This is a genomic window from Roseovarius lutimaris (assembly GCF_900115165.1).
Taxonomy (GTDB): Bacteria; Pseudomonadota; Alphaproteobacteria; order Rhodobacterales; family Rhodobacteraceae; genus Roseovarius; species Roseovarius lutimaris.
On the sequence record NZ_FOVP01000001.1, the window covers coordinates 211250 to 235947 of the forward strand.

General features: G+C 61.1%; 25 protein-coding genes and 1 tRNA gene. 22 read left to right on the forward strand and 4 right to left on the reverse strand.

Annotated features, from left to right (window positions below; all coding sequences use genetic code 11):
- The 7 genes from BMZ91_RS01005 to BMZ91_RS01035 all read left to right on the forward strand — a co-directional run bounded on the left by BMZ91_RS01005 (window position 1) and on the right by BMZ91_RS01035 (window position 5180).
- Window positions 1–606: a hypothetical protein gene (locus tag BMZ91_RS01005; RefSeq protein ID WP_092833380.1), complete on the forward strand. Its 606-nt coding sequence runs from the start codon at window positions 1–3 to the stop codon at window positions 604–606.
- Between the two features lie 36 nt (window positions 607–642).
- Window positions 643–1398 (forward strand): Fe-S cluster assembly ATPase SufC, encoded by a 756-nt coding sequence (gene sufC, locus BMZ91_RS01010; protein ID WP_092833382.1) that lies wholly within the window; start codon window positions 643–645, stop codon window positions 1396–1398.
- Complete coding sequence (gene sufD / locus BMZ91_RS01015; RefSeq protein ID WP_092833629.1) at window positions 1398–2687, forward strand: Fe-S cluster assembly protein SufD; 1290 nt, start codon at window positions 1398–1400, stop codon at window positions 2685–2687. Before sufC ends, sufD begins: the two co-directional genes overlap by 1 nt.
- A complete protein-coding gene (locus BMZ91_RS01020; RefSeq protein ID WP_092833384.1) occupies window positions 2687–3172 on the forward strand; it encodes a YIP1 family protein in 486 nt (161 codons plus the stop codon). The genes sufD and BMZ91_RS01020 overlap by 1 nt, the downstream gene beginning before the upstream one ends.
- Window positions 3169–3765 carry a Yip1 family protein gene (locus BMZ91_RS01025; RefSeq protein WP_245736170.1) on the forward strand — a complete coding sequence of 199 codons (597 nt, stop codon included), beginning with the start codon at window positions 3169–3171 and terminating at the stop codon, window positions 3763–3765. The genes BMZ91_RS01020 and BMZ91_RS01025 overlap by 4 nt, the downstream gene beginning before the upstream one ends.
- A gap of 1 nt (window position 3766) precedes the next feature.
- Window positions 3767–4987 carry a cysteine desulfurase gene (locus BMZ91_RS01030; protein WP_092833388.1) on the forward strand — a complete coding sequence of 407 codons (1221 nt, stop codon included), beginning with the start codon at window positions 3767–3769 and terminating at the stop codon, window positions 4985–4987.
- Between the two features lie 116 nt (window positions 4988–5103).
- A tRNA-Arg gene (locus BMZ91_RS01035) sits at window positions 5104–5180 on the forward strand.
- A 305-nt stretch (window positions 5181–5485) separates the two neighbouring features.
- On the opposite strand, the gene BMZ91_RS01040 is transcribed toward BMZ91_RS01035, so the two are convergent.
- Window positions 5486–5791 carry a hypothetical protein gene (locus BMZ91_RS01040; RefSeq protein WP_143076278.1) on the reverse strand — a complete coding sequence of 102 codons (306 nt, stop codon included), beginning with the start codon at window positions 5789–5791 and terminating at the stop codon, window positions 5486–5488.
- A 472-nt stretch (window positions 5792–6263) separates the two neighbouring features.
- Between BMZ91_RS01040 and BMZ91_RS01045 the strand changes: the two genes are divergently transcribed.
- The 7 genes from BMZ91_RS01045 (at window position 6264) to BMZ91_RS01075 (ending at window position 13741) form a co-directional block, all read left to right on the forward strand.
- The gene (locus BMZ91_RS01045; protein WP_092833392.1) at window positions 6264–7856 is read left to right on the forward strand and encodes an ABC transporter substrate-binding protein; all 1593 of its coding nucleotides are present in this window, start codon (window positions 6264–6266) and stop codon (window positions 7854–7856) included.
- Window positions 7857–7925: 69 nt separating this feature from the next.
- On the forward strand, window positions 7926–9044 hold the full coding sequence (locus BMZ91_RS01050; protein WP_092833394.1) for a M24 family metallopeptidase: 1119 nt from the start codon (window positions 7926–7928) through the stop codon (window positions 9042–9044).
- Window positions 9038–10045: an ABC transporter permease subunit gene (locus BMZ91_RS01055; protein ID WP_092833396.1), complete on the forward strand. Its 1008-nt coding sequence runs from the start codon at window positions 9038–9040 to the stop codon at window positions 10043–10045. Before BMZ91_RS01050 ends, BMZ91_RS01055 begins: the two co-directional genes overlap by 7 nt.
- The gene (locus BMZ91_RS01060; RefSeq protein ID WP_092833398.1) at window positions 10045–10962 is read left to right on the forward strand and encodes an ABC transporter permease subunit; all 918 of its coding nucleotides are present in this window, start codon (window positions 10045–10047) and stop codon (window positions 10960–10962) included. Before BMZ91_RS01055 ends, BMZ91_RS01060 begins: the two co-directional genes overlap by 1 nt.
- 4 nt (window positions 10963–10966) lie before the next feature.
- Window positions 10967–11944 (forward strand): ABC transporter ATP-binding protein, encoded by a 978-nt coding sequence (locus tag BMZ91_RS01065; protein ID WP_092833400.1) that lies wholly within the window; start codon window positions 10967–10969, stop codon window positions 11942–11944.
- The gene (locus BMZ91_RS01070; RefSeq protein ID WP_092833402.1) at window positions 11941–12900 is read left to right on the forward strand and encodes an ABC transporter ATP-binding protein; all 960 of its coding nucleotides are present in this window, start codon (window positions 11941–11943) and stop codon (window positions 12898–12900) included. The genes BMZ91_RS01065 and BMZ91_RS01070 overlap by 4 nt, the downstream gene beginning before the upstream one ends.
- A 37-nt stretch (window positions 12901–12937) precedes the next feature.
- Window positions 12938–13741, forward strand: coding sequence for an aspartate dehydrogenase (locus BMZ91_RS01075; protein ID WP_092833631.1), 804 nt, complete (start codon window positions 12938–12940; stop codon window positions 13739–13741).
- A 6-nt stretch (window positions 13742–13747) separates the two neighbouring features.
- Here BMZ91_RS01075 and BMZ91_RS01080 read toward each other — a convergent pair whose 3' ends face one another.
- Together BMZ91_RS01080 and BMZ91_RS01085 are read right to left on the reverse strand one after the other, a co-directional pair.
- Window positions 13748–15361 carry a GMC family oxidoreductase gene (locus tag BMZ91_RS01080; RefSeq protein ID WP_092833632.1) on the reverse strand — a complete coding sequence of 538 codons (1614 nt, stop codon included), beginning with the start codon at window positions 15359–15361 and terminating at the stop codon, window positions 13748–13750.
- A gap of 84 nt (window positions 15362–15445) precedes the next feature.
- Entirely contained in the window at window positions 15446–16294 is an 849-nt protein-coding gene (locus BMZ91_RS01085; RefSeq protein ID WP_092833634.1) for a LysR family transcriptional regulator, read from the reverse strand.
- 108 nt (window positions 16295–16402) lie between these two features.
- Between BMZ91_RS01085 and BMZ91_RS01090 the strand changes: the two genes are divergently transcribed.
- The 8 genes from BMZ91_RS01090 to BMZ91_RS21330 all read left to right on the forward strand — a co-directional run bounded on the left by BMZ91_RS01090 (window position 16403) and on the right by BMZ91_RS21330 (window position 23382).
- Entirely contained in the window at window positions 16403–16951 is a 549-nt protein-coding gene (locus BMZ91_RS01090; protein WP_245736171.1) for a flavin reductase family protein, read from the forward strand.
- Window positions 16948–18438, forward strand: coding sequence for an aldehyde dehydrogenase (locus BMZ91_RS01095; RefSeq protein WP_425441520.1), 1491 nt, complete (start codon window positions 16948–16950; stop codon window positions 18436–18438). Before BMZ91_RS01090 ends, BMZ91_RS01095 begins: the two co-directional genes overlap by 4 nt.
- A 14-nt stretch (window positions 18439–18452) precedes the next feature.
- Window positions 18453–19511, forward strand: coding sequence for an LLM class flavin-dependent oxidoreductase (locus BMZ91_RS01100; protein WP_092833406.1), 1059 nt, complete (start codon window positions 18453–18455; stop codon window positions 19509–19511).
- Window positions 19501–20097 carry an amino acid synthesis family protein gene (locus BMZ91_RS01105; protein ID WP_092833408.1) on the forward strand — a complete coding sequence of 199 codons (597 nt, stop codon included), beginning with the start codon at window positions 19501–19503 and terminating at the stop codon, window positions 20095–20097. The genes BMZ91_RS01100 and BMZ91_RS01105 overlap by 11 nt, the downstream gene beginning before the upstream one ends.
- On the forward strand, window positions 20098–20895 hold the full coding sequence (locus tag BMZ91_RS01110) for an alpha/beta fold hydrolase (RefSeq protein ID WP_092833410.1): 798 nt from the start codon (window positions 20098–20100) through the stop codon (window positions 20893–20895).
- A gap of 240 nt (window positions 20896–21135) precedes the next feature.
- On the forward strand, window positions 21136–22077 hold the full coding sequence (locus tag BMZ91_RS01115; protein ID WP_092833412.1) for a sulfurtransferase: 942 nt from the start codon (window positions 21136–21138) through the stop codon (window positions 22075–22077).
- 7 nt (window positions 22078–22084) lie between these two features.
- Window positions 22085–23212, forward strand: coding sequence for a YeeE/YedE family protein (locus tag BMZ91_RS01120; protein WP_092833414.1), 1128 nt, complete (start codon window positions 22085–22087; stop codon window positions 23210–23212).
- The gene (locus BMZ91_RS21330) at window positions 23209–23382 is read left to right on the forward strand and encodes a hypothetical protein (protein WP_092833416.1); all 174 of its coding nucleotides are present in this window, start codon (window positions 23209–23211) and stop codon (window positions 23380–23382) included. Before BMZ91_RS01120 ends, BMZ91_RS21330 begins: the two co-directional genes overlap by 4 nt.
- A 71-nt stretch (window positions 23383–23453) precedes the next feature.
- Here BMZ91_RS21330 and BMZ91_RS01130 read toward each other — a convergent pair whose 3' ends face one another.
- Window positions 23454–24626: a peptidoglycan DD-metalloendopeptidase family protein gene (locus BMZ91_RS01130; RefSeq protein WP_092833418.1), complete on the reverse strand. Its 1173-nt coding sequence runs from the start codon at window positions 24624–24626 to the stop codon at window positions 23454–23456.
- Between the last annotated feature and the right edge of the window lie 72 nt (window positions 24627–24698).

The window sequence follows — 24698 nt, forward strand, 5'->3', positions numbered from 1 at the left end:
ATGTCGGGCGCGCCGATCATAGATCGCCCCGAGCTGACCCTGCCCGAGGCGGAGGCGGCAGCGGTGCGTGCGGCCTATGAGCGGGCCTCGGTGATCCTTGAGTATGGATCGGGCGGTTCGACGGTGCTGGCGTCGGAAATGCCCGGAAAACAGGTGTTTAGCGTCGAAAGCGATCAGGAGTGGGCACAGATGATGCGCGCCTTTCTGGCGCAAAATCCGCCCGCCGAGGCGACCGAGGTGGATGTGATCTGGTCCGATATCGGGCCGACCAAGGATTGGGGGTATCCCCGCAACAATAGCGGCTGGCAACGCTATGCGCGCTATCCGCTCGAGGTCTGGGACCTGCCGGAATTCCGCCAGCCCGATGTGGTGCTGGTCGATGGGCGGTTTCGCACCGGTTGTGCCATGGCGGTGGCCTTGCGCAGCACCCGGCCGGTGGTGGTATTGGTTGACGATTACAAGCGTCGCGAACAGTACCATCAAATCGAAGAGTTTCTGGGCGCGCCTTTGCGCCTGCATGGCCGCATGGCCGAGTTTGACGTCAAGCCGATGGCCCTGCCGGCGGATCGGCTTTTGAGCATAATCGAGATGATGACCCGGCCTTGAGACGGGTCAGAACGTAACATACGGTGAGGACATAAAATGTTGGAAATCAAGAACCTGCACGTCGATCTTGAAGAAGAGGAAAAGACCATCCTGAAGGGTGTGAACCTGACGGTCGAGGCGGGCAAGGTACATGCGATCATGGGGCCGAACGGGTCGGGAAAATCGACCCTGTCCTATGTTCTCTCGGGGCGCGATGGCTATCGTGTGACCGAAGGCAGCGCTACCCTTGAGGGCGTGGATATCCTTGCGATGGAGCCCGAAGAGCGCGCGTCGGCGGGGCTTTTCCTAGCGTTCCAATATCCCGTTGAAATCCCCGGCGTCGGCAACATGACCTTTCTGCGCACGGCGATGAACGCGCAGCGCAAGGCGCGCGGTGAGGATGAAATCAGCGCCGCCGATTTCCTCAAGCTGGTGCGCGCAAAGGCGAAAACCCTGAAAATCGACGCCGAGATGCTCAAGCGTCCCGTCAATGTCGGCTTTTCGGGGGGCGAGAAAAAGCGCAATGAAATCCTTCAGATGGCGATGCTTGAACCCAAAATGTGCATTCTGGACGAAACCGATTCCGGGCTTGACGTTGACGCGATGAAGCTTGTGTCGGAAGGCGTGAACGCGCTGCGCGATGCGGGTCGCGGCTTTCTGGTGATCACCCACTATCAGCGGCTTTTGGACCACATCAAACCCGACGTGGTGCACATCATGTCCGATGGCCGGATCATCAAGACCGGCGGGCCGGAACTGGCGCTTGAGGTCGAGAAGAACGGCTATGCCGATATCCTGTCGGAGGTGGCATGATGGCGGCCCCGCAGGCAAAAATGACAGCGAATCAGGAATATCTGGCGGGGCTTCACCTGCCCGACGGCGCGACATGGGCAACGGCGGCGCGCGGCGCGGCGCTTGATCGGCTGCGGGCCATGGGCCTGCCCGAACGGCGCGATGAATATTGGAAATTCACCCGTCCTGATACCCTGACCCAGGCCGAGGCCCCGCGGGCGGCGCTGTTTGACAATGGCGACGAGGCCGAGATCTTCGACGGCGTCGAGCGGCTCAGGATCGTCTTTGTCGACGGTGTGTTTGACGCCGAGGCCAGCGACGATCTTACGCTAGAGGGCGTGCGGATCGAGCGGCTGGCCGAGGCCGGCCAAAGCGATATCCATTGGGCCAAGGACACCTATGGCGTGCTCGAAGAGCGCGGCCAGACGCCGGTGGCCCGCCCGCTTGCGGCGCTCAATACGGCCTTGGCGACAGATGGTGTCCTGATCCATGTGATGGGCGCGGTGAGTAAACCGATCAATCTGATTTATGTCCACAAATCAGAAACATCCGATGCGATCCTGCATAATCTGATCAAGCTCGACAGTGGCACCGAAGTCACGGTTCTGGAAAACGGTCCGGCGGCTGCGCGGTTCAACAAGGTGATGGAGGTCGAGATTGGCGATAACGCGACCTTCCACCATGTGCGCACCCAGGGGCGCGATCACGAGCGGCGCGCGGCGACGCATATCTTTGCCCGCCTTGGCACCGAAAGCGCGTTCAAAAGCTTTACCATGACCGCCAATGGCGTGATGACGCGCAATGAATGCGTGATCGAGCTTACCGGCGATGATGCCATCGCCCATGTGGCGGGCGCGGCCATGGGCGACGGGGATTTCCATCAGGATGACACCGTGTTCATCACCCATGATGCCGAACGCTGTGAAAGCCGTCAGGTGTTCAAGAAGGTGCTGCGCAACGGGGCGACCGGCGTGTTTCAGGGCAAGATCCTGGTCAAGGCCGGGGCGCAAAAGACCGATGGTTATCAGATCAGCCAGTCGCTCCTGCTCGATGGCGACAGCCAGTTTCTGGCCAAGCCCGAGCTTGAGATTTACGCCGATGACGTGGCCTGTTCCCACGGTAGCACCTCGGGGGCGATCGACGAGGATGCGCTTTACTATCTGCGCGCGCGCGGGGTGCCGAAATCCATTGCAACCGACCTTTTGACACTGGCGTTTCTCGCCGAAGCGGTCGAGGAAATCGAGGATGAAGGCCTGCGCGAGGAAATCAACAGTCGGCTTGAGGGCTGGCTGGTGCGTCGGCGCGGCTGATGCCGGTCACACGCGACATTGTCGCCACCTACAAGGGGCCGCGCCGGGTGGTGCGGCGCCTGCTTGATATCGGCCAACGCGAAGACCGCGCGCTTGTGATCTTGGTGGCTGCCTGCGGGGTGATTTTCATTGCGCAATGGCCGCGCCTCGCGCGCGAGGCGCATCTCACCGGTCAAGAGCTGAACCCGATGCTCGGGGGCACGCTTTTGGCCTGGGTGTTCATTGCGCCGCTTATTCTTTACACGCTGGCGCTGATCAGCCATGGCATTGCCCGCGTCCTTGGCGCGAAGGGCACTGCTTATGGCGCGCGGGTGGCGCTTTTCTGGGCGCTTCTGGCGACAAGCCCGATCATGCTCTTGCATGGGCTGGTGGCCGGCTTTATCGGTCCGGGACCGGGGTTGCAGGCGGTCGGGCTGATCTGGCTTGGTTTTTTTGGCTGGTTCTGGGTCGCAGGCTGGCTAGAGGCGGAATGGAGCAAAGCATGACACAGGCCGGGTTCAAGGCACTTCTGGTGCAGACGTTGTTTGCCCCGCGCCGCGCCGCAGAGGGTCTGATCGCGCTCAACCTGCCGCAGCGATGGCTGTGGACGGCGCTTGCGCTGATGTCGGTGCTCAATTCGATTGTTTATTCGGTCTCGCTTCGCCTGACCCCGACAAGCGATCCGATGGCCACCGCGATGATGCCACCGGCGTTTCATTCGCCGGTCCTGTTCACGATGTTCCTGTTCGGGGCACTGGCGATCACGGTGCTGGCGCTTTATTGGATCGGGAAGGGGCTTGGCGGTCAGGGGCGCATGGATGATGTGCTTGTGCTGATCTGCTGGCTTCAGGTGCTTCGGCTTATCCTTCAAGTGGTGGTCGCGGTTCTGGTGATTGTCGCGCCTGTGCTTGGCGCACTGGTGATTTTCACAGCCTCGCTCTGGGGCATTTATATTCTGATCGGATTTGTCGATGCCGCGCATCGCTTTGGCAATATGTTCAAGGCGGCGGGGGTGATTGTTCTGGCGATGGTCGCAATGGTCGTGGGCCTGTCCATTTTGCTAAGCATCATCGGCGTCGCCGTCATGGGAGGGGCATGAGATGCTCGATGTCAATAAAATTCGCGCCGATTTCCCGATTCTTGCACGAGAAGTGAACGGCAAGCCCTTGGTTTACCTGGACAATGGGGCATCCGCACAAAAGCCACAGGTGGTGATTGATGCGATCACAACGGCCTATTCCAATGAATATGCTAATGTCCATCGCGGGCTGCATTACCTCAGCAATCTGGCGACCGAGAAATACGAAGCGGTGCGCGGCACGATTGCCCGCTTTCTGGGCGTCGCCGATGAGGATCAGATCGTGCTGAATTCCGGCACCACCGAGGGCATCAACATGGTTGCCTATGGCTGGGCGATGCCGCGCATGCAGGCGGGCGACGAGATCATCCTGTCGGTGATGGAGCATCACGCCAATATCGTGCCCTGGCATTTTCTGCGCGAACGGCAAGGCGTCGCCCTAAAATGGGTCGATGTCGATGCACGCGGCTATCTTGATCCGCAAAAGGTGATCGACGCCATCACACCGCGTACCAAGCTGATCGCAATTACACAACTTTCCAATGTGTTGGGCACCAAAGTTGATGTCAAAGCCATTTGCGACGCGGCCCATGCAAAGGGCGTGCCCGTGCTGGTCGACGGAAGCCAGGGCGCGGTGCATATGCCGGTCAATATCGACGCCCTTGGCTGTGATTTCTATGCCATCACCGGGCACAAGCTTTATGGGCCGTCGGGCTCCGGGGCGATCTTTGTCAAGAAAGAGCGGTTGGCCGAAATGCGCCCCTTCATGGGCGGCGGCGACATGATCCGCGAAGTGAGCAAGGACGCGGTCACCTATAACGACCCGCCGATGAAGTTCGAGGCCGGCACCCCCGGCATTGTGCAAACCATCGGCCTTGGCGTCGCGCTTGACTATATGATGGGAATCGGCATGGAGGCGATTGCCGCCCATGAAGACGATCTGAGCGATTACGCACAGGCGCGGCTTGCCGGGCTGAACTGGATCTCGCAGCAGGGCACCTTGCCTGACAAGGCGGCGATATTCTCGTTCACCATGCAGGGCGCGGCGCATGCGCATGATATTTCGACCATCCTTGACAAGAAGGGCGTTGCGGTGCGCGCCGGTCATCATTGCGCCGGTCCGTTGATGGATCACCTGGGCGTGACGGCCACCTGTCGCGCGTCTTTTGCGATGTATAACACCCGCGCCGAGGTTGATGCGCTGATCGACGCGCTTGAACTGGCGCACGAGCTTTTCGCCTGAAGCTGCGGTGGCGGGGCGCGAGATCAGGAAAAACGCCGATCAAGACGAGGATTTTGATTTGGCGCGACTTCGACACTTGAAGCCCTGGCAGGAAATGGTTATCGACCGTTTCCAATGGTCCCGTAGCTCAGCTGGATAGAGTGTTCGCCTCCGAAGCGAAAGGTCGCGCGTTCGAATCGCGCCGGGACCACCATTTACTCCTTGTTAAAGGTCAGATGACTTTGCCCTTTGCGTCAATAACTGCCCTAAATCCGAAAAATCAGCAAAGCCGACCTTGGTACATTGCGCAGCTAACGGCCGGTTCGAGCCCATTTTGACTGATGCTGCACGTCACACAAATGATCGCTTTGACGAGATCAACAGCTTCAACTGTCTTGCATAAACTCAAGCCTGCTTCAAAGTGCAGAACCGCATAAATTGGAGTGCCCCAAGCCTCCTCGACCTATCGACCCACTCGTATGCGTTAAGCATTGGGAGTGCGTTATTCCTGTCGGACTGCTACTCGATTTCGGGATACTCATCGTATGGCAGAAAGTACCTTTCGACCAATTCTCTGTACCCAACATGACTGGCTTCTAAACTTTCGATTGTGACTTCTTCGACAACTATGTCTCGGTCACTACTCATTTTTTCGGCTACGATTGCTTTGACGGTTTTGGGGTCCGTATGATGGCGCACCAGAGCACCATTCATACCGCCGCCATAGTCAGGATGCTTTGCGTTAAGCTCAGACATCTTTTCCACAAAGCGCCCGTATTCAGGATGCTGATGCATTTTCTTGATGGAAACTCGGTACAGTCTCATGAACATTGCCTATCTTGCGATTTAAGGACAGCTTAACTGTCTGATCCGCAAGACGAAAGCAGAGATTCGGTGGTTTTGGACGAGCGGAAGCTAAGTCCGCACAACCGACCTTGGTACATAATGTTATGAAGGTTCGCTTTAGGTCAGAATTACTTGGCGTTTGGGGCTATATTGCGTGGCGCAGCCCCATGATAGGATTTAGGAAATCCGTTGCATGTCGGCAAAGATGCGCGATGTTGCGCGTCCTCACCCCAATGGCCGTTGCGCCCGTTTCCGTTTACTTTCATCGCGACAGCGGGCCAAGCTTGTGGCGTGGCCCTGATGCTGCGCCTGTGACCCGACGGAAAGCAAGGCCTGCCCAAAGTTTTTCGGAATAATCGGTTTGCTTTCCTGAAATAGCCATGCAGGGTAGGGGCATGCCGGGCCGCAAGAGTCCGACAACGAACAATCTGCAACAACAGGAGATAGAGGTATGTCCTTCAGACTTTCACTATTCGCAGGGGTCGCCTGCGCCGCTTTGGGGGCATCGGTCGCCTCGGCGCAATCGCTGGTCTATTGCTCGGAAGGCTCGCCCGAAGGCTTTGACCCGGCGCTTTATACCGCTGGCACGACCTTTGATGCGTCAAGCCATCCGATCTATAACCGTCTGACCGAATTCAAGGTCGGCACCACCGAGGTTTTGCCCGGACTCGCCGAAAGCTGGACAGTGTCCGAAGACGGCAAGACGGTCACCTTCAACCTGCGCAAGGGCGTCAAGTTTCATTCCAACGCCAATTTCACCCCGACGCGTGATTTCAACGCCGATGACGTGATCTTTTCGTTTGATCGCCAGGGCAACCCCGACAACCCCTATAACGAGGTTTCCGGCGGCACCTGGGAATATTTCGCCGGCATGTCGATGCCCGAACTGGTCAGCAGCATCGAAAAGGTCGATGACTATACCGTCAAGTTCAACCTGACCCGCCCCGAGGCGCCGTTCATTGCCAATATGGCGATGGATTTTGCCTCGATTGTGTCCAAGGAATACGCCGATGCGATGATGGAGGCGGGCACCCCCGAAATGCTCAATCAGGCGCCGATTGGCACCGGTCCCTTCGCGTTCCAGGCCTATCAGAAAGACGCCGTGATCCGCTATCTGCGCAATGACGCCTATTGGGGCGATGCCGCCAAGGTGCAATCGCTCATCTTTGCGATCACCCCTGATGCAAGCGTGCGCTATCAGAAGGTTCAGGCAGGCGAATGTCACGTCATGGCCTATCCCAACCCGGCGGATGTTCAGGCGATGAAAGATGCCGAAGACGTCGTGGTGATGGAACAGGAAGGCCTGAACGTCGGCTATCTTGCCTATAACACCAAAGTTGCCCCCTATGACAATCCCAAGGTGCGCAAGGCGCTCAACATGGCGATTGACAAGCAGGCGATCATTGACGTGGTGTTCCAGGGCTCTGGCCAGATTGCCAAAAACCCGATCCCGCCGACTATGTGGTCCTATAACGAGGCCGTTGAAGACGACGCTTATGATCCCGAGGCGGCCAAGAAGATGCTGGCTGACGAAGGTGTCAGCGATCTGAACCTCAAGATCTGGGCAATGCCGGTACAGCGGCCCTATAACCCCAATGCGCGCCGTATGGCCGAACTCATGCAAGAGGATTTCTCGAAAATCGGCGTCAACGTCGAAATCGTGTCCTATGAGTGGGGCGAATATCTTGATCGCTCGAAAGCCGAGGATCGCGATGGTGCGGTTCTGCTTGGCTGGACCGGGGACAACGGTGATCCCGACAACTTCCTTGCCGTTCTTCTGGGCTGTGATGGGGTTGGCGCCTCGAACCGTGCCCAATGGTGCAATGAAGAGTTTGACGAGGCGATCAACGCGGCCAAGGTTCTGCCGACGCAAGCCGAACGCACGCCGCTTTATGAAAAGGCGCAGGTGATCTTCAAGGAACAGGCGCCCTGGGCGACGATCGCGCATTCGGTTGTCTACATGACCATGCGCCCCGAGGTTGACGGTTATGTGGTTCACCCGCTGGGTGGCCATATCTTCAATCAGGTCGGCCTGTCGCAATAAGCGACCGATCACGACCGGGGACAGCGCCGCGCGCGCTGTCCCCTTCGCCTTTTTTGACTGCGAGGTTGCATGACGCAGCTCCTTTCTTCTCGTTTGGCTGAATATGCAGGCGTGGCCGCCGCACTTGGGGTGGATGCCGTGGCGCTTGTGCCGGGGCCGAATTTTACCCGCGCGCTCGGGCATGGTTTCATGAGCCATGAACGCCCGTTTCTGGTGGTTATCCCCGCAAGCGGGAGCATGACCACGCCCGCCGCCCTGGTGCCGAATCTGGAGCTTGGAAGCTGGGATATGGTCGGCTTTGACGGGGTGACCTTTGATTGGCGCGATCAGACCGGATATGACAAGGAATTCGCCGCGCTGACGGCGCATCTTGGCCTGCAATCTCTGGCGGTCGAAGGACAGGTGATGCGGGTTTTCGTGCATCACGCCCTGATGCGCGCGCAGCCCGGATTGCGGATCATCGATGCCGAGCGCCAGATTTCCGCGCTGCGCATGATCAAGACCGACGATGACATTGCCGCCCTTCAGGCCGCGATCGAGATTTCCGAGCGCGCCCTTGCACGCACGCTGGATCAGATAGGCCTTGGCCAGAGCGAAAAGGCTATCGAACGCGCCCTGGTAGAGGCCCTGTTTGCCGAGGGTGCCGATGATCTGTCATTCACGCCGATTGTCGCGGCGGGTGACAATTCCGCGCGCCCGCATGCCAGTGCCCGCGCCGATTATGCGGTAAAGGCGGGCGATGCCCTGTTGCTCGATTTCGGCGCGCGCAAGGATGGCTTTGCCGCCGATATCACCCGCACCGTGTTTCTCGATCACGCCACCGACGAGGGGCGCGCGGTCTATGACACGGTCCTGCGCGCCAACCTAAAAGGGTTCGAGGTGACACGCGCCGGCGTCACGGCGCATGCCATTGACGATGCGGTCACCGGCGTGCTTGAGGCCTCGCCCTTTGCCGACCGGATTCGCACCAAGACCGGACACGGCCTTGGGCGTGACGTCCACGAGGCGCCCTATATCATGCGCGGCAACCCGATGCCGCTGCCTGCCGGAACGGTCTATACCAACGAGCCGGGGCTTTACGAGATCGGCAAATTCGGCGTGCGCATCGAAGACGACGTGCTTGTGACTGACACCGGCGCGCTCTCCCTCACCACATTCCCAAAGGAGCTCATGGTGCTGAAATGCTGAATTATGTCCTGAGCCGTCTGTTGACCTTTGTGCCCACCTTTATCGGGGTCACGCTGATTTCCTTCATGTTCATCCGGCTGCTGCCGGGCGATCCGATCATCGTCATGGCCGGAGAGCGCGGGGTCAGCCCCGAACGCTATGCCGAGCTATCGGCGCAATTTGGCTATGACCGGCCGGTATATGTGCAGTTCTTCGAGTATCTGACCGGGGTCTTGCAGGGCGATCTTGGCACTTCCTTTGTCACCAAACGCCCGGTCTGGGATGAATTTTTCGCGCTGTTTCCGGCCACGCTTGAGCTCTCAATCTGCGCGATGATCTTTGCCGTGGTGCTTGGCCTGCCCGCCGGGGTCATTGCCGCCGTCAATCGCGGCAAGTTCTTTGATCGCGCGTTGATGTCGACCGCGCTTGTCGGCTATTCGATGCCGATTTTCTGGTGGGCGCTTTTGTTGATCATCGTCTTTTCCGGCAACCTTCAGTGGACGCCGGTCTCGGGCCGGATCGACCTTTTGTACTATTTTCCCGATCCGACCGGCTTCATGCTGATCGACAGTATCGCCTCGGGGCAGAAGGGCGCGTTTCTCTCGGCTGTGCGGCATCTATTGCTGCCGACGATCGTGCTTGGCACCATCCCGCTGGCGGTGATCGCGCGTCAGACCCGCTCGGCCATGCTTGAGGTGCTGGGCGAGGATTATATCCGCACCGCGCGCTCCAAGGGCCTGTCGCCGGGGCGCATCAACGGCATCCATGCCCTGCGCAACGCCCTGATCCCGGTCATTACCGTGATCGGCCTGTCGGTCGGCACCTTGCTGGCGGGCGCCATCCTGACCGAGACGATCTTTAGCTGGCCGGGGATCGGCAAGTGGATGGTCGATAGCATTTTCCGGCGCGATTACCCGGTGGTGCAGGGCGGCCTGTTGCTGATTGCGGTGATGGTGATGATCGTGAACCTGACCGTGGATATGCTCTATGGTGTGATCAACCCCAAGATCAGGAAACGCTGATGACCGAGACAACCTCAAACGAGGGGCAGGGCGCCCCGGTGGATGGCCCCGAACGCCCCGGACAGCTGCGCGAGTTCTGGTTCTATTTCCGCGAGAATCGTGGCGCGGTGATTGGCCTTTGGATTTTCGCGGTCTTTGCGTTCCTTGCCCTGTTCGGGCCATGGATCGCGCCGCATGACGCCACCGCGCAGGCCCGCGAATTTACCCTGTTGCCGCCGGCCTGGCAGGAGGGCGGAAGCTGGACATATGTGCTTGGCACCGATCCGTTGGGGCGCGATATGCTGTCGCGGCTGATCGTCGGTGCGCGCTATTCGTTCTTTGTCGGGGTCGTGGTGGTCACGGTTGCCGCGTCTGGCGGGATCATCATCGGCCTGCTGGCAGGGTTTGCGCCGAAATGGGTCGATAGCATCATCATGCGGGTGATGGATATCATCCTGGCCTTTCCCTCGCTCCTGCTGGCGCTGGTTCTGGTGGCGATCCTGGGGCCGTCGCTGACCAATGCGATGATTGCCATCGCCATCGTGCTGCAACCCCATTACGTGCGCCTGACGCGGGCCAGCGTGATGTCCGAGCTGCAAAAAGACTATGTCACCTCGGCGCGTGTCGCCGGTGCCGGGCTTGCGCGGCTGATGTTCGTGACGGTTTTGCCGAACTGTCTTGCGCCGATCATCGTGCAGGCCGCGCTGTCGTTTTCGACCGCCATTCTTGACGCCGCCGCGCTCGGCTTTCTGGGGATGGGGGCACAGCCGCCGACGCCGGAATGGGGCACCATGCTGGCCGAGGCGCGCGAATTCATCCTGCGCGCGTGGTGGGTCGTGACCTTTCCCGGTCTCGCGATTCTTGTCACCGTGCTGGCGATCAATCTGATGGGGGATGGGCTGCGCGATGCGCTCGATCCCAAGCTGAAACGGAGCTGAGGCCATGTCACTGCTACGCATTCGCAATCTGAGCGTTGATTTTGCCACCGCATCGGGCGCCTTTCGTGCCGTTGACGGGGTCGATCAGGACGTCGATACCGGCGAAATTCTGGCCATCGTCGGCGAAAGTGGGTCGGGCAAATCGGTGTCGATGCTGGCGCTCATGGGGCTCTTGCCCTGGACCGCGACCATCACCGCCGACGAGATGAGCTTTGACGGCAAGGACCTGCTGAGGATGGACACGCGCGCCAAGCGCCGCATCATCGGCAACGATCTTTCGATGATCTTTCAAGAGCCGATGTCCTCGCTCAACCCGTGTTTCACGGTCGGCTGGCAAATCAAGGAATCGCTGCGCTATCACCTCGGGCTTGACCGGCGCGCGCGCCACGCCCGCGCGATCGAACTGTTCGAACAGGTCGGCATCCCCGATCCCGAAAAGCGCCTATCGGCCTTCCCGCACCAGATGTCGGGCGGCATGAACCAGCGCGTGATGATCGCCATGGCGATTGCCTGCAAACCCAAGCTCTTGATCGCGGACGAGCCGACAACCGCGCTTGACGTGACCATTCAGGCGCAGATTCTCGATCTCTTGGCCACCCTGCGTGACGAGACCGGCATGGGCCTTGTGCTGATCACCCACGACATGGGCGTGGTGGCCGAAACCGCAGAGCGCGTGAGCGTGCAATACGCCGGTCAGAAGGTCGAGGAACAGCCGGTTGTCGATCTTTTCGCCACCCCGCACCACCCCTATACGGCGGCGCTTCTGGATGCGCTGCCGGAACGGGCGACGGACAAGTTCCTGCCGACCATCCCCGGTGTGGTGCCGGGACAGTTTGACCGTCCTTCGGGGTGCCTGTTTTCGCCGCGCTGCAAATTCGCGGATGCAAAATGCAAGACCACGCCGCCGCCGCCGCTTGGCGCCGATCTTGGCTATGCGCGGTGTTTTTATCCCGTCAACTCTGACAAAAGGATCGCATCATGACCGAACCGGTGATGCAGGCGCGCGCGCTTGAGCGCCATTACAACGTCAGCGGCGGGCTGTTTGGCAAGACGCGGGTTCTGCGGGCGGTCGGCGGGGTCGATTTTGACCTGACCCCCGGCAAGACCCTTGCCGTGGTCGGCGAAAGCGGCTGTGGCAAATCCACATTGGCGCGCATGGTGGCGATGATCGAAGAGCCGACCGAGGGCACGCTGAGCCTTGATGGCAGGCCTGTGCTGCCGCAGGAATGGGCCGATCTGCGCAAATCGGTGCAGATCGTGTTTCAGGATCCCTATGGCTCGCTTAACCCGCGCCAGCGGATCAGTGCGATCTTGCAGGAGCCGCTGATCATCAACCGCAAGGATATAAGCAAGCAGGACCGTCAGGCCAAGGCGCGCGACATGCTGCGCCTTGTCGGGCTTCGCCCCGAGCATTTCGACCGATATCCGCATATGTTTTCCGGCGGTCAGCGTCAGCGGATCGCGATTGCCCGCGCCTTGATGCTTGACCCCAAGGTCGTGGTGCTCGACGAGCCGGTTTCGGCGCTTGATCTGTCGATCCAGAGCTCGATCCTGAACCTCTTGCGCGAATTGCAGGAACGGCTGCATCTGGCCTATCTTTTCATCAGCCACGACCTCAGTGTGGTGCGCCATGTGGCGGATGATCTGATCGTGATGTATCTTGGGCGCGCGGTTGAAAAGGGCCCCAAGGCGGATGTCTTTGCAAACCCGATGCACCCCTATACCAAGGCGCTTTTATCGGCCACGCCGCGCACCACGCCGAATGCGGCCAAGGAGCGGATCAAGCTGATCGGCGAACTGCCCTCGCCGATGGCGATCCCCGATGGCTGTCCCTTCGCGCCGCGATGCTGGAAGGTGCAATCCGACTGCCGCGACGCGGTGCCGCCGCTTGCGGGCGGGACCCATAGCGCCGCCTGTTTTTACCCCGAGGGCGATTGAGCGCGTCCCGTCGGGCGTGGTGCGGAAAGGGCAGGGCATGAAGGTTGGCATAGCGGGCACCGGCGCGATTGGTCTCACTGTGGCGCGCGCCCTCGATGCGGGCGAAATCCCCGGTTTCACCCTTACCGCGATAAGCACCCGCCGGGCCGAGCGCGCGGCAGAGGTTAACGCCGCGCTTACCACGCCGGTGCCGGTCGATGATTTTGCCGGGCTGGCCGCGCATTGTGACGTGATTATCGAATGCCTGCCACCACAGCTTTTCCCCGAGATCGCCCGCCCGGTCCTTTTGGCCGGCAAAACCCTTGTCGTGCTCTCAGCAAGCCAGCTTTTGCAGCAGGGCGATCTTGTCGATCTGGCAGAGGCGCATGGCGGCAAGATCATCGTGCCCTCGGGCGCCATGCTTGGGCTTGATGCGATAAAGGCGGCCGCGGTGGGCCGGCTCACCTCGGTCAGCATGACAACCCGCAAGCCGGTCGCCGGGCTCATCGGCGCGCCCTATCTTGTCAAAAACGGCATCGACCTCGGCGGCATCACAGAGCCGGTCTGTATCATGTCCGGCAGCGTCTCGGAGATCGCCCGCGAATTTCCCGCCAACGTCAATGTTGCCGCCGCCATTAGTCTGGCCGGGCTTGGCCCTGATCTTACAAAGCTGGAAATCTGGGTCGACCCAAAGGTGACGCGCAATGTTCACAGCGTGCGGGTTACCTCCGACAGCTCTGATTTCACCATGTCGATTGAGGGGCGCCCAAGCGATGACAACCCCGCCACCGGGCGGATCACCGCGCAAAGCGTGATCGCCCTGTTGCGCCAGATGACGGCGACCCTGCGGATCGGCACCTGAGCGGCGCTAGATTTCCGCAAGAATAAGGTCAGCCGCGCGATGCGCCAGCATCATGGTTGGCGCATTGGTATTGGCCGAGGTGAGATTGGGAAAGACCGAGGCATCGACCACGCGCAGCCCTTCTATGCCATGCAGCCGCAGGCCTGGGTCAACCACCGAACTCGCCGCATCCGCCCCCATCCGACAGGTGCCGACCGGGTGAAACACCGTGCCAGAGCGGTGGCGGAAATCCTCAAGGATCGCGGCATCGTCCATCTCGCGCAGATCCTCGCCCATGGCCGAGGCCGCAAGGCCGCTCAGGGCTGTGCTGGTGATAAGACGCTGGCACAGACGCCCGCCCGCGATCACCTGCGCGCGGTCTTCCTTGGTGGCCAGCGAATTGGGCCGGATGAGCGGCGGGGCCGCCGAATCATTGGCGCGCAAATCAATGCGCCCGCTGCTTGTTGGGCGCGAGGGTTGAAAGCCAAGGATAAAGCCGGGAAACGGATCTGGCTTGATTACACTGCGGCTGCCGTTGGGCGCGGTGGTATAGGTGACCGGGTTGAAATAAAGCTGTTGGTCGACGCGGTTCACCCCATCAGACGAGCGGAAATAGCCGCCGCATTGATTGACCGAAAGCGCTAGCGGCCCGCGCCGCGTCAGGGCATAGCGCAGGGCGGCGCGCAGCTTGCCAAGAAACGGCGCCAATTCGTTGTTGAGGGTGCGTTCGGTGGCGCGAAAATAGTAATTGATGCCAAGGTGATCCTGAAGATTGCCGCCCACATGCGGCGCATCCATGATCGGCGTGATGCCAAGCGATTTCAGGTGCTCTGCCGGACCGATACCCGATATCTGCAACAGGCAGGGCGAGGCCACGCTGCCCGCCGAAAGGATGATTTCGCGCCCCGCGCGCACGGTTTTGACCGTGCCCCGGTGGTGATACTCGACCGAGACCGCCCGCCGCCCGTCAAAGCCGATCTGACCAACCATCGCGCCGGTGACAAGCGTCACATTGGCCCGCCTGAGCGCCGGTTTAAGAAAGGCGCGTGCCGAGGAATTGCGCCGCCCGCCGCGCGTGTTGATCCGGTAGATCGTCGCGCCTTCCGAGGTCGTGCCGTTAAGATCATCGCAGAGCGGCAGGCCAAGTTCGCGGGCCGCGTCAAAGAAATGCCGGTTGACCGGGTGGATCTGATCCGAGACATCCTGCACATGCATCGCGCCGCTGCCCACCCGCGTGCCATCCGGGGCGACCTGGGTTTCCATCGCCTCATAGGTTTCGCGCACCGTGTCCCAGCCCCAGCCGGTAGCGCCAGACGCCTCCCAATCGTCGAAATCATGCGGCAAGCCGCGCGCATAGACCAGCGCGTTGATCGACCCCGATCCGCCCACGCCCTTGCCGCGTGGCCAATAGGCGCGCCGCCCGGCGAGGGCCGCGTCCGGCTCGGCCTCGTATTTCCAGTTTACACGCTCGTCGAAAAACGTCTTGCCATAGCCAAGCGGCAGCGCGATCCAGGGCGAGCGGCCACGCCCGCCTGCCTCAAGGATCAGAACGCTGTGGCGGCCATTCGCACTTAGCCGCTCGGCCAGCACGCAGCCTGCCGACCCCGCCCCGATGATGATGAAATCATACTCTGCAGTCATTGCCGCCCGCCATTTTGTGGGTTTGCCCTGCAAGCGTTACAAACTGTGATTTGCGGGCGAAAGCGAAAACTGCGCGGGCGCCGTTCAACCCGGGTTATTTTCACCAAGCCGGGCCACCAGCGGGGCGAACCACTCCCAGTTTTGTGCCGCCGTGTCATTGACGATCAGGTATTTCTTGCGGGTGTATACCGGGGCCTCAACCATCTCAAACAGGTCACCGGCGCTGATATGCGGCGCCGCCAAAGCGCGCGGCAGATAGGCCGAACCGCCCCGATCAAGCAGGAACTGAAGCGCCCACCACGAGCTGTCAAAGCTGATCCGGGCGATGCCCGCATCATGATAGCTTTCGCCATGGCTGCGCCGAAAATCTTCGCCGTGATCGACAAAGACATAGGACGGGTCGGCCTTGATCGGCGTTACCGCGCGATCGGAATAAAGCACAAGCTCTTCGGCGGGCAGGGCGTGCACGGTCTGGGCGCCGTGGGTCACCGTCTCATAGCTCAGAATCACATCGACACGCCCCGAGCCAAGCCATTCCTCAAGATCGCGCGCATTGCCCTGATGCACCGAGACCGCCATTTCCGGGTGCCCCGACACCACGCCGTCAAAAAACGCGCGCCCCGGTCCATGCCAAAGCTCGCGGTCACAGCCAAAGGTACAGACCGAACTTAGCCCCGCAGGCAGGCCGGTTTCATAGCGCGCCTGCCGCCATAACCCGTTGATAACCCGTGCATAACGCAAAAGTTTGGTGCCCGCAGGCGTCAGCGTGGTGCCCGATTTCTGACGGTTCAGAAGCTGCTGGCCAAGCTCGTCCTCAAGCGTCTTGAGGCGCGCGGTGACGGTCGATTGGGTCACGTGAAGCTTTTGCGAGGCGCGCACCAGATTGCCGGTATCGACAATCGCCAGAAAGGTTTGCAAGGCGGTGAGGTTCATGATTGGCGCTCTCAATTCGAATTTATTGCACATAGTGCGCAAAATAATTCGTTATCAAGAATTGAAATAGTATGCCAGTTTAACATGAACCTTTTCCAGGGCTTTGAAATGACGAAAGGACCGGCGATGCTGACTGAGACCAGACCACTTGTAGAGCGCGATCGCTTTATTGGCGCGATGCGGCGGGTTGCGGCCTCGGTGACGGTGGTCACGACTGACGGTGTTGCCGGGCGCTTTGGCGCGACGGTCAGCGCGTTTTCCTCTGTTTCCGCTGATCCGCCGTCGGTTCTGATCTGTCTGAATGCCGCGAGCCGGATCGCCAAGGCGGTGGCACGGAATGGCCGCTTTTGCGTGAATGTCTTGCCCGAATCCGGGCCGGAGCTTGCCGACCGCTTTGCCGGGCGCCACGACGCGCAGATCGCCGATCGCTTTTCGGGGGTGAACACCTTTGGCCCGCCGGGCAGCGCGCCGCTGATTGATGGGGCAACCGGATTTTTCTGCGAGGTACAACAATGCGTGACCTCGGGTAGCCATCTTATCGTGATCGGCACTGTGCATGATGTTCTGGATGGCGAGGCACCGCCGCTGGCCTGGCGCGAGGGCGGCTATCACCGGGTCGTGCCGACCGAGAGCGCGCACCGGATGGCGGCAGAATGACAACGGGCAGGGCGATGATGAAGACCTATAAAATGCTGATTGAAGGGGCCTGGCTCGCGGCCTCGAACGGGGCGACGTTCGAGACCTTCAACCCGGCCACCGGCACGGTTTGGGCCACCGCCCCCGAGGCCACGGCAGAGGATGTCGATCGAGCCGTGCGCGCCGCGCATCGCGCCTGTTATGAAGGGCCTTGGGCCAGCATGACGCCAACAGCGCGCGGTCAATGCCTGCACCGGTTGGGGGATCTTTTGGCCGAACGCTCCGAGGCCTTGGGCGAGACAGAAACCCGAGATTCCGGCAAAATGTTCAAGGAAACCCGCTGGCAGGCAAAGTATATCAGTGAGTTTTTCCACTTCTACGCCGGCGCCGCCGACAAGATCAGCGGCGAGACCCTGCCGATCGACAAGCCCGGCATGTTCGTCTTTACCAACCGCGAACCGCTTGGCGTGGTGGCCGCCGTCGTGCCCTGGAACAGCCAGCTTTTCCTGACCGCCGTCAAGATCGGCCCGGCGCTTGCGGCCGGTAACACGGTGGTGCTGAAAACCAGCGAACACGCCCCCGCCGCGATCCTTGAGTTTGGCGAACTGCTGGCCGAGGCGGGCTTTCCCGACGGGGTGGTCAATATCATCACCGGCCATGGCGACCCTTGCGGCAAGGCCCTGACAAGTCATCCGCTTGTGGCGCGCATCAGCTTTACCGGCGGGCCGGGTGCGGCGCGCCACGTGTTGATGAACTCGACGCAGAATTTCGCGCAAGTCAGTCTTGAGTTGGGCGGCAAATCGCCCTTCATCGTCTTTGAGGACGCCGATCTTGAAAGCGCGGTCAATGGCGCGGTGGCCGGAATTTTTGGTGCCTCGGGGCAAAGCTGCGTCGCGGGCTCGCGCCTTATCGTGCACGAGGATGTGGCGGACGAATTCCTTGCCCGCCTCACCGCCATCGCGCGCGATATCGTGATTGGCGACCCGATGGCGGAGGCAACCCAGATGGGCCCGCTCTGCACCATGGGCCAGGTTGAGACCATCGAGCGCGAATTACGCCAAGCCGTGGCCGAGGGCGGCACCATCCTCTGTGGTGGCAAGCGGGCGGCTGCGGGGCAGCTGTTCTTTGAGCCGACGATTGTCGAGTGCCCGAGTGCCGACCTTAAAATTGTCGATACCGAGCTTTTCGGTCCGGTCCTCTGCGTGCTGCGCTTTGCCACCGAGGCCGAGGCGCTCGCCCTTGCCAACGATAGCGAACACGGGCTTGCGGCGGGGATTTTCACCCGCGATAGCGCGCGGTCCCTGCGGATGAGCCGCGCGGTGCGCGCGGGGATCGTCTGGGTCAATACCTATCGCGCGATTTCCCCGGTGGCCGAATTTGGCGGCACCAAGGGTTCCGGCTATGGGCGCGAAAGCGGGTTTCAGGCGGTCTATGACTACACCCGCCCCAAGACCGTCTGGATGAACATGTCGGACGAGCCGCTCGCCAATCCGTTTCAAATGCGCTGAGAAAGGACAAGACAATGAAATTTCATCTGGCAATCAATCTTGAGCGCCTCGATGCTTCGCTTGATATGAAGGCGGTGCGCGATCACACGCTTGAGATGGTGCAAATGGCCGAGGCCGCCGGGTTTGAGGTTGCCTGGGCGGCAGAGCATCACGCGCTTGAGATGACCATCGCGCCCAATCCGTTTCAGATCCTGACATGGTGGGGCGAGCATACAAAGACGATCCGCCTTGGTGTCGGTGTCGCCAATGCCGCCTATTGGCACCCGATCAAGCTTGCCGGTGAGGCGGCGATGCTTGATCTGCTCAGTGACGGGCGGCTTGAGTTTGGCATCGGCTCGGGCGCCTATCAGCGCGAGTTTGACCGCATGATGCCCGGTCTCGATCAGCGCGACAGCTGGCAATACATGCAGGAATCGCTTCCGGTGGTGCAAAAGCTATGGGCCGGCGATTATGCGCACGCCGGCACCTATTGGCAGTTTCCCACCGCCACGTCTTGCCCCAAGCCGGTGCAGGACAAGGTGCCGGTCTGGGTTGCCGCGCGCGCGCCGATCACCTTTGATTACGCGGTCGAACATGGCTGTGACATCATGAGCTGGCCGCTGACCATGCCGTTTTCCGAGGCCGAGGCGTATCGCGCGCGGCTTGACGATGCGATTGCCAGGAATGGCGGGCGCTATGATGGGCGGTGGGCCCTGATGCGTCACACGTCTGTTTATGAGACCGAAGAGGACCGCAGTAACGCAATGACCTCGCTGCGCCGGGTGCTGGGGCAATTCGGCAACCTGATGATGAAGCGCGGCGAGGTGGTGAACGGCTTTCCCGATCCGGTGCCTCTGGAAGAGATGGCGGGCAACGCGCGGGTTGATCCCGAGATGCTTGAGGAAAACCTCATGTTCGGGTCGCCCGATGCGGTGGTCGAAAAGCTTGCCAAATATCAAGAGCTTGGCGTCGGTGCCTTTATCTATTACGCCTCAATGGGTCTGGATATGGAGCAGCAGAAACGCTCGCTTCGCCTGTTCATAGACAAGGTGATGCCCGCCTTCGCCCAAAAGGAGCTGGCCCATGCCGGTTGAGATCAGGCGCACGCTCACATTGGTGCAAACCACCTTTAAGGAAGGCTTCAAGGAGGTGGCAGACCCCACCAAGCTTGTTTCGGCGCTTGCAATCATCCGCAACCCTTGGTTCGGGCGCGGCCATGTCGAAGACCTTGGCCCCGAAATCCGCGCCGCCGGGCCGGTGCTTGGCCAGCTTCTGACCGATATGATCCTTGCGGTGACCGGCGACACGCTTGAGGGCTATGGCAAGGCCTCGATTGTCGGCATGGGCGGCGAGATCGAGCATGCGCAAGGGCTGACGCATACGCTGTGGTTTGGCAACAAGTTCCGCGATGCGCTCAAGGCCAAGACCTATCTCGCCTTTACCAACACCCGCGGCGCGGCGGGCACATCGCTCATGATCCCGTTGATGGACAAGGACGATGCCGGACGGCGCTCGCATTATCAGACGATCCACACCACCGTGCCCGACGCCCCCGCCGATGACGAGATCATCATCGCGCTTGGTGCCTCGGTGGGCGGGCATCCCAATCACCGGATCGGCGACCGCTACGCCGATCTACGCGAGATGGGCCATGATCCTGATAATCCGGCGGGGGTCTGAATGGTTCTGTCGGCGGGCGGCACCGCCTATGACCTGAGTGGCCCCGAGGGCGCGCCGGTTGTCGCGCTCATCCATGGGCTTGGCCTGACGCGCCAAAGCACATGGGGGGCCATCGCGCCAATGCTGTCGCAACGGTTTCGCGTGCTCAGCTATGATCTGTGCGGGCATGGTCAGTCTATCTTGCCGCCCGATGGCTCCAGCCTGACGGTGCTCTCTGAGCAACTGATCGCGCTGATGGATGAGCTTGGGATTGGGCAGGCGGCCCTCGTCGGCTTTTCGCTTGGCGGGATGATCAACCGGCGCTGTGCCATGGATCATGGCGGGCGGGTTTCGTCGCTGGTGGTGCTCAATTCGCCGCATGAGCGCGGGCCCACCTTGCAGCAACAGGTCGAGGCCGCCGCGCGCGACGCGGGCGCAGGCGGGCCGGAGGCGACGATTGACGCCGCCCTTGCGCGGTGGTTCACCGAAGATTTCCGGACAGCGCACCCCGATGCGGTGGCCGCAATCCGGCGCGTGGTCTTGGCCAATGATCCGGTAAATTATGCGCAGCACCGCCAGGTGCTTGCCGAAGGGGTGACCGAGTTGATCCGCCCAAAGATAGCGATCCGTCACCCGACCCTTGTGATGACCTCGCAATTCGACAGCGGCAGCACGCCCGCAATGGCGCAAACCATCGCCGATGAGATCGACGGCGCAGAGGTGATCACCGTGCCGGGACTGAAACACCTTGGCCTGATCGAGCAACCGGAGCTGTTTACCGCACCGATCATCGCGTTTCTGACAGCCTGCGTAAATTGAACAAAACCCCGCCGATATGGCGATCAGGCAATGGGTCTTGGACTATTGTTCCATAATTCGCAAAAACCCGGAATTATGATCGCTCTTCCGTGGCAACATCCGAATAGGATCACGAAAATCCAGAGCGTTCATTGCCATGGTTCCTTTTACGTTCACCAAAAGATGAATATGACGCAGGCGACCTTGTTGTTACCCTGTGACAAGCCTAGGTTCGGCGCCAGAGAAACAAGGGGATTTACCATGTTCCATACGTTCAAAAATGCCTGCCTTGCCGCCGTCGTGGCGGTTCTGCCATTGGCCGCACAGGCCGCTAGCCTTGGTCCGTTGATCGACCCCGCGGCGCTTGATGCGGCCCTCACCGAGCAAGACCCGATCGTGCTTGATATTCGCGGCGGCGCTTATGTCGAGGGGCATATTCCCGGCGCGTTGTCGGCGTCTTATGGCCAATTCCGCGGCCCCGGCGACAACCCCGGCTTGCTTGTGCCGCAGGACAGGATGACCGAGGTGTTGCGCGGGTTCGGCATCACCACCGACCGGCCCGTCGTGGTTGTCCACCAGGGCCGCGACCAGACCGATTTTGGCGCCGCTGCGCGGGTTTACTGGACGCTGAAATCAAGCGGCGTGAGCGATCTTGCGATCCTCAATGGTGGCATGAATGCCTGGCTCAAGGCCGGAATGCGCGTCCAGAAAGGCGAGCAAGAGGCGGTTAGCCCAAGCGACATCACGGTGAATTATTCGCATGAATGGCTCGCCACCCGCGAGGATATCAAGGATATCGTCGATGGCAAAACCTTGGCCGAACTGGTCGATGCGCGCCCCGAAAGCTTTTGGAAAGGCGAGACCAAACACGCCGCCGCCGCCAAGCCGGGCACCCTGCCGCAATCGAAATACTTCACCCATGACCGCTGGTTCGCATCGGATGACCCGACCCTGATCAAACCAGAGCTGATCCTCACATTGGCGGCGGACAACGGCTTTGAGCAGGGCGACAAGCTGGTGTCATTCTGCAATACCGGGCATTGGGCGGCGACCAACTGGTTCGCGCTCAGCGAAGTTGCCGGTATCGACGGGGTGAAACTTTATCCCGAATCCATGGTCGGCTGGTCGCAGACCGGCTATGAGATGGCCAATGTTCCGGGACTCTTCCAGAACATGATGAACAAGATCACTGGTAAATACTGAGGTAAACATGTCCGCAACCACCACCGCGCTGCCACCATCGCCCCCCGGTTTCATATCCCGCAGCGCGGTGCTGCTGGGGGTGGCGGCGATGCTTTTGGGCCTGGCCATGGTGGCGGGGCCGCGCTATGGCGCGCTTCTGGCGATCGGCATGGGTTTTGGTCTTGCACTTGAGGGGTTTCGCTTTGGCTTTACCGGGCCATGGCGGCGGATGATCCTACAGCGCGATGCCTCTGGCCTTCTGGCGCAGCTGATCTGTATTGCCATCGTGGCGCTCTTCGCCTTTCCGATGCTGGCAAACAACGGCGCCGAAATCAAAGGCGCGCATGCTCCGATCGGGCTTGCCATGATCGGCGGGGCCTTTGTCTTTGGCGCCTCGATGCAGATCGTCATGGGTTGTGGCTCGGGTACGCTTGTCAATGCCGGAAGTGGCAATGCGGTGGCGGCCCTTGCCCTGCCGTTCTTCGCCATCGGAAGCTTTGGCGGCGCCTATCACCTCACCTGGTGGACATCGCTAGGAAGCCTGCCGGTCATCGCGCTCAGCGGCACCAGCGGCCTTGCGATCACGCTGGCCGGGCTTGCGGCGATAGGCGTGCTGGCAATCCTGCTCGGGGCCAGGAACAGTTGGCGCATTCCGGCGCGCTATTGGATGGCGGTGGCGGCGCTGGCCGGCCTTGCGATCCTGCATCTGGCGGTCGCGGGCCAGCCCTGGGGCGTGGTCTATGGCCTCGGTCTCTGGGTCGCCAAGGGCGTGGTTGCCATGGGCGCGGACCTGTCCGGCTCGCCGTTCTGGGTGGCGCCGGGCAATGCCGAACGGATCTCCGCAAGCGTTTTGACCGATGTGACTTCGCTGACGGATTTTGGCCTGATCGGTGGCGCGGCTCTGGTGGCGTGGTGGCGCGCGGGGCTTGGATCACCGATCGGGAAATACCCGCTCCGGGCCTGGGCCTCGGTGATCATTGCGGGGCTGCTTCTGGGCTATTCCTCGCGGCTTGCCTTTGGCTGTAACATCGGCGCGTTCTTTAGCGGGATCGGCACCGGATCGTTGCATGGCTGGGTCTGGTTTGTCGCAGCCTTTGCGGGATCGTGGTTTGGCATCCGGCTGCGTCCGCTTTTAGGGCTGGAGGCACGCAGATGACCCGCGGCCACGTTGTTTTCATTACCCTGCTGGGGGTCACGGTGTTTCTGGGGCTGGATTTTGCCAATTCTGCGCCGCTCAATCCCTATACGGCGCCACCGCTCTTTTCACTTGGCTCGGGCCTGGCGGCCACCGGGGCGCATTGCGCGGCGCCACCACCGGCACAGTAACCGCAGCACAACGAAAAACGGGCCAGTCATCAAAGACCGGCCCGTTTGTCATGTCGTGATACCCGCCAGATTTAACCGGGCACGAGATAGCTCATCGGATCGACGCTATCAAAGCCGTCGCGAACCTCGAAATGAAGTGCGGCGCTGCCCTCGCGCCGGATTTCGGCAATCTTCTGTCCACGCTTGACGTTATCGCCCTTGGCCACGGCAAGCCCGCCGACGTTGGAATAAACCGTCAGGAGGTTGCCCGAGTGCTTGACCACGATGATCGGGATACCGTTGCTATCCTCTGTGATCGCCGCCACAAGCCCGTCATCGGCGGCCTTGACCGTCGCGCCGGGAGTGGCGGAAATGTCGATACCGTCATTGCGGCCCTTGGCATATTCGCGCACGATGTCGCCCTGTACCGGAAAGGCCATGCGGCCGGGTTTCGCGGCACTTTCGGTTTTTCCAAGGTCGGGCGCGGCGGTGGTCTTGACTGGCGTGGCCTTGGGCACGGTGACCTCATCGGGCAGCGGTTTGGCGGCACTGGGCGGCGTTGGCGTCGGCGATCCGGCCCCCGGCGGGGTCACGACCGCCGCTTCGCTCGCATCGAACGGCGCTGTGTCTTCGCCCGGAAGCGCGACCGGGATCAACAGGAACTGACCCTCGCGCACGGCAAAATCGGGGCCAAGACCGTTCCAGTCAGCAAGGCTTCGGATCGAGACATCGTAAAGCCGGGCGATGGTAAAGGCGGTTTCACCGCGCGCAACCTGGTGGCGCACGGGTTCAACGCCGACGCGCGGGGCCGGATCAAGTGCGCTGGTCTGAACCTTTTGCGCATCGGCGCGCGCGATGGCGCCATTGGCCAGCGTCGAGATATCCACGCCCGAGGGCGGCTGAATTGGCCCGCCGGTCGGTTCGGCGACGCGACCGGGCAGGGCGATCACCTCGCCGGGGCGGAGCGGGTCGCCGGTCTGGATGCCGTTGAAGCGGGCAAGTTCCTGCGGATTGGCGCCGATCCGCGTGGCCAGCGTGGCCACCGTATCACCGCGCTGCGCCACCGCCACCTGATAGCCGGGATAAGAGATGATGCCACGACTGTCGGGTTCGGGGCGGGCCTGGGTCGCGTTACGCGCGGCTTCGGCGGTAGAGGGCGCATTGCCAAAGGCACCGCGCAGGTCAAGATCAAGCGGTTTATCGCAGCCGGCCAGAAAAACAGCCATGCCAGCCACAAGCGGCGCTGATCGCGGGAAATAACGCATCTCGATCTATCCTCGTTTGTTGCCCCTTGTTGGCCGGGGCTTGGTTCCTAAACGTTCACTCAGTCACTTCCG

Excerpts from the sequence above, each read along its gene's own strand:
- BMZ91_RS01005 (WP_092833380.1), top strand. The coding sequence starts at position 1 with ATGTCGGGCGCGCCGATCATAGATCGCCCCGAGCTGACCCTGCCCGAG.
- sufC (WP_092833382.1), top strand. The coding sequence starts at position 643 with ATGTTGGAAATCAAGAACCTGCACGTCGATCTTGAAGAAGAGGAAAAG.
- sufD (WP_092833629.1), top strand. The coding sequence starts at position 1,398 with ATGGCGGCCCCGCAGGCAAAAATGACAGCGAATCAGGAATATCTGGCG.
- BMZ91_RS01020 (WP_092833384.1), top strand. The coding sequence starts at position 2,687 with ATGCCGGTCACACGCGACATTGTCGCCACCTACAAGGGGCCGCGCCGG.
- BMZ91_RS01025 (WP_245736170.1), top strand. The coding sequence starts at position 3,169 with ATGACACAGGCCGGGTTCAAGGCACTTCTGGTGCAGACGTTGTTTGCC.
- BMZ91_RS01030 (WP_092833388.1), top strand. The coding sequence starts at position 3,767 with ATGCTCGATGTCAATAAAATTCGCGCCGATTTCCCGATTCTTGCACGA.
- BMZ91_RS01040 (WP_143076278.1), bottom strand. The coding sequence starts at position 5,791 with ATGAGACTGTACCGAGTTTCCATCAAGAAAATGCATCAGCATCCTGAA.
- BMZ91_RS01045 (WP_092833392.1), top strand. The coding sequence starts at position 6,264 with ATGTCCTTCAGACTTTCACTATTCGCAGGGGTCGCCTGCGCCGCTTTG.
- BMZ91_RS01050 (WP_092833394.1), top strand. The coding sequence starts at position 7,926 with ATGACGCAGCTCCTTTCTTCTCGTTTGGCTGAATATGCAGGCGTGGCC.
- BMZ91_RS01055 (WP_092833396.1), top strand. The coding sequence starts at position 9,038 with ATGCTGAATTATGTCCTGAGCCGTCTGTTGACCTTTGTGCCCACCTTT.
- BMZ91_RS01060 (WP_092833398.1), top strand. The coding sequence starts at position 10,045 with ATGACCGAGACAACCTCAAACGAGGGGCAGGGCGCCCCGGTGGATGGC.
- BMZ91_RS01065 (WP_092833400.1), top strand. The coding sequence starts at position 10,967 with ATGTCACTGCTACGCATTCGCAATCTGAGCGTTGATTTTGCCACCGCA.
- BMZ91_RS01070 (WP_092833402.1), top strand. The coding sequence starts at position 11,941 with ATGACCGAACCGGTGATGCAGGCGCGCGCGCTTGAGCGCCATTACAAC.
- BMZ91_RS01075 (WP_092833631.1), top strand. The coding sequence starts at position 12,938 with ATGAAGGTTGGCATAGCGGGCACCGGCGCGATTGGTCTCACTGTGGCG.
- BMZ91_RS01080 (WP_092833632.1), bottom strand. The coding sequence starts at position 15,361 with ATGACTGCAGAGTATGATTTCATCATCATCGGGGCGGGGTCGGCAGGC.
- BMZ91_RS01085 (WP_092833634.1), bottom strand. The coding sequence starts at position 16,294 with ATGAACCTCACCGCCTTGCAAACCTTTCTGGCGATTGTCGATACCGGC.
- BMZ91_RS01090 (WP_245736171.1), top strand. The coding sequence starts at position 16,403 with ATGACGAAAGGACCGGCGATGCTGACTGAGACCAGACCACTTGTAGAG.
- BMZ91_RS01095 (WP_425441520.1), top strand. The coding sequence starts at position 16,948 with ATGACAACGGGCAGGGCGATGATGAAGACCTATAAAATGCTGATTGAA.
- BMZ91_RS01100 (WP_092833406.1), top strand. The coding sequence starts at position 18,453 with ATGAAATTTCATCTGGCAATCAATCTTGAGCGCCTCGATGCTTCGCTT.
- BMZ91_RS01105 (WP_092833408.1), top strand. The coding sequence starts at position 19,501 with ATGCCGGTTGAGATCAGGCGCACGCTCACATTGGTGCAAACCACCTTT.
- BMZ91_RS01110 (WP_092833410.1), top strand. The coding sequence starts at position 20,098 with ATGGTTCTGTCGGCGGGCGGCACCGCCTATGACCTGAGTGGCCCCGAG.
- BMZ91_RS01115 (WP_092833412.1), top strand. The coding sequence starts at position 21,136 with ATGTTCCATACGTTCAAAAATGCCTGCCTTGCCGCCGTCGTGGCGGTT.
- BMZ91_RS01120 (WP_092833414.1), top strand. The coding sequence starts at position 22,085 with ATGTCCGCAACCACCACCGCGCTGCCACCATCGCCCCCCGGTTTCATA.
- BMZ91_RS21330 (WP_092833416.1), top strand. The coding sequence starts at position 23,209 with ATGACCCGCGGCCACGTTGTTTTCATTACCCTGCTGGGGGTCACGGTG.
- BMZ91_RS01130 (WP_092833418.1), bottom strand. The coding sequence starts at position 24,626 with ATGCGTTATTTCCCGCGATCAGCGCCGCTTGTGGCTGGCATGGCTGTT.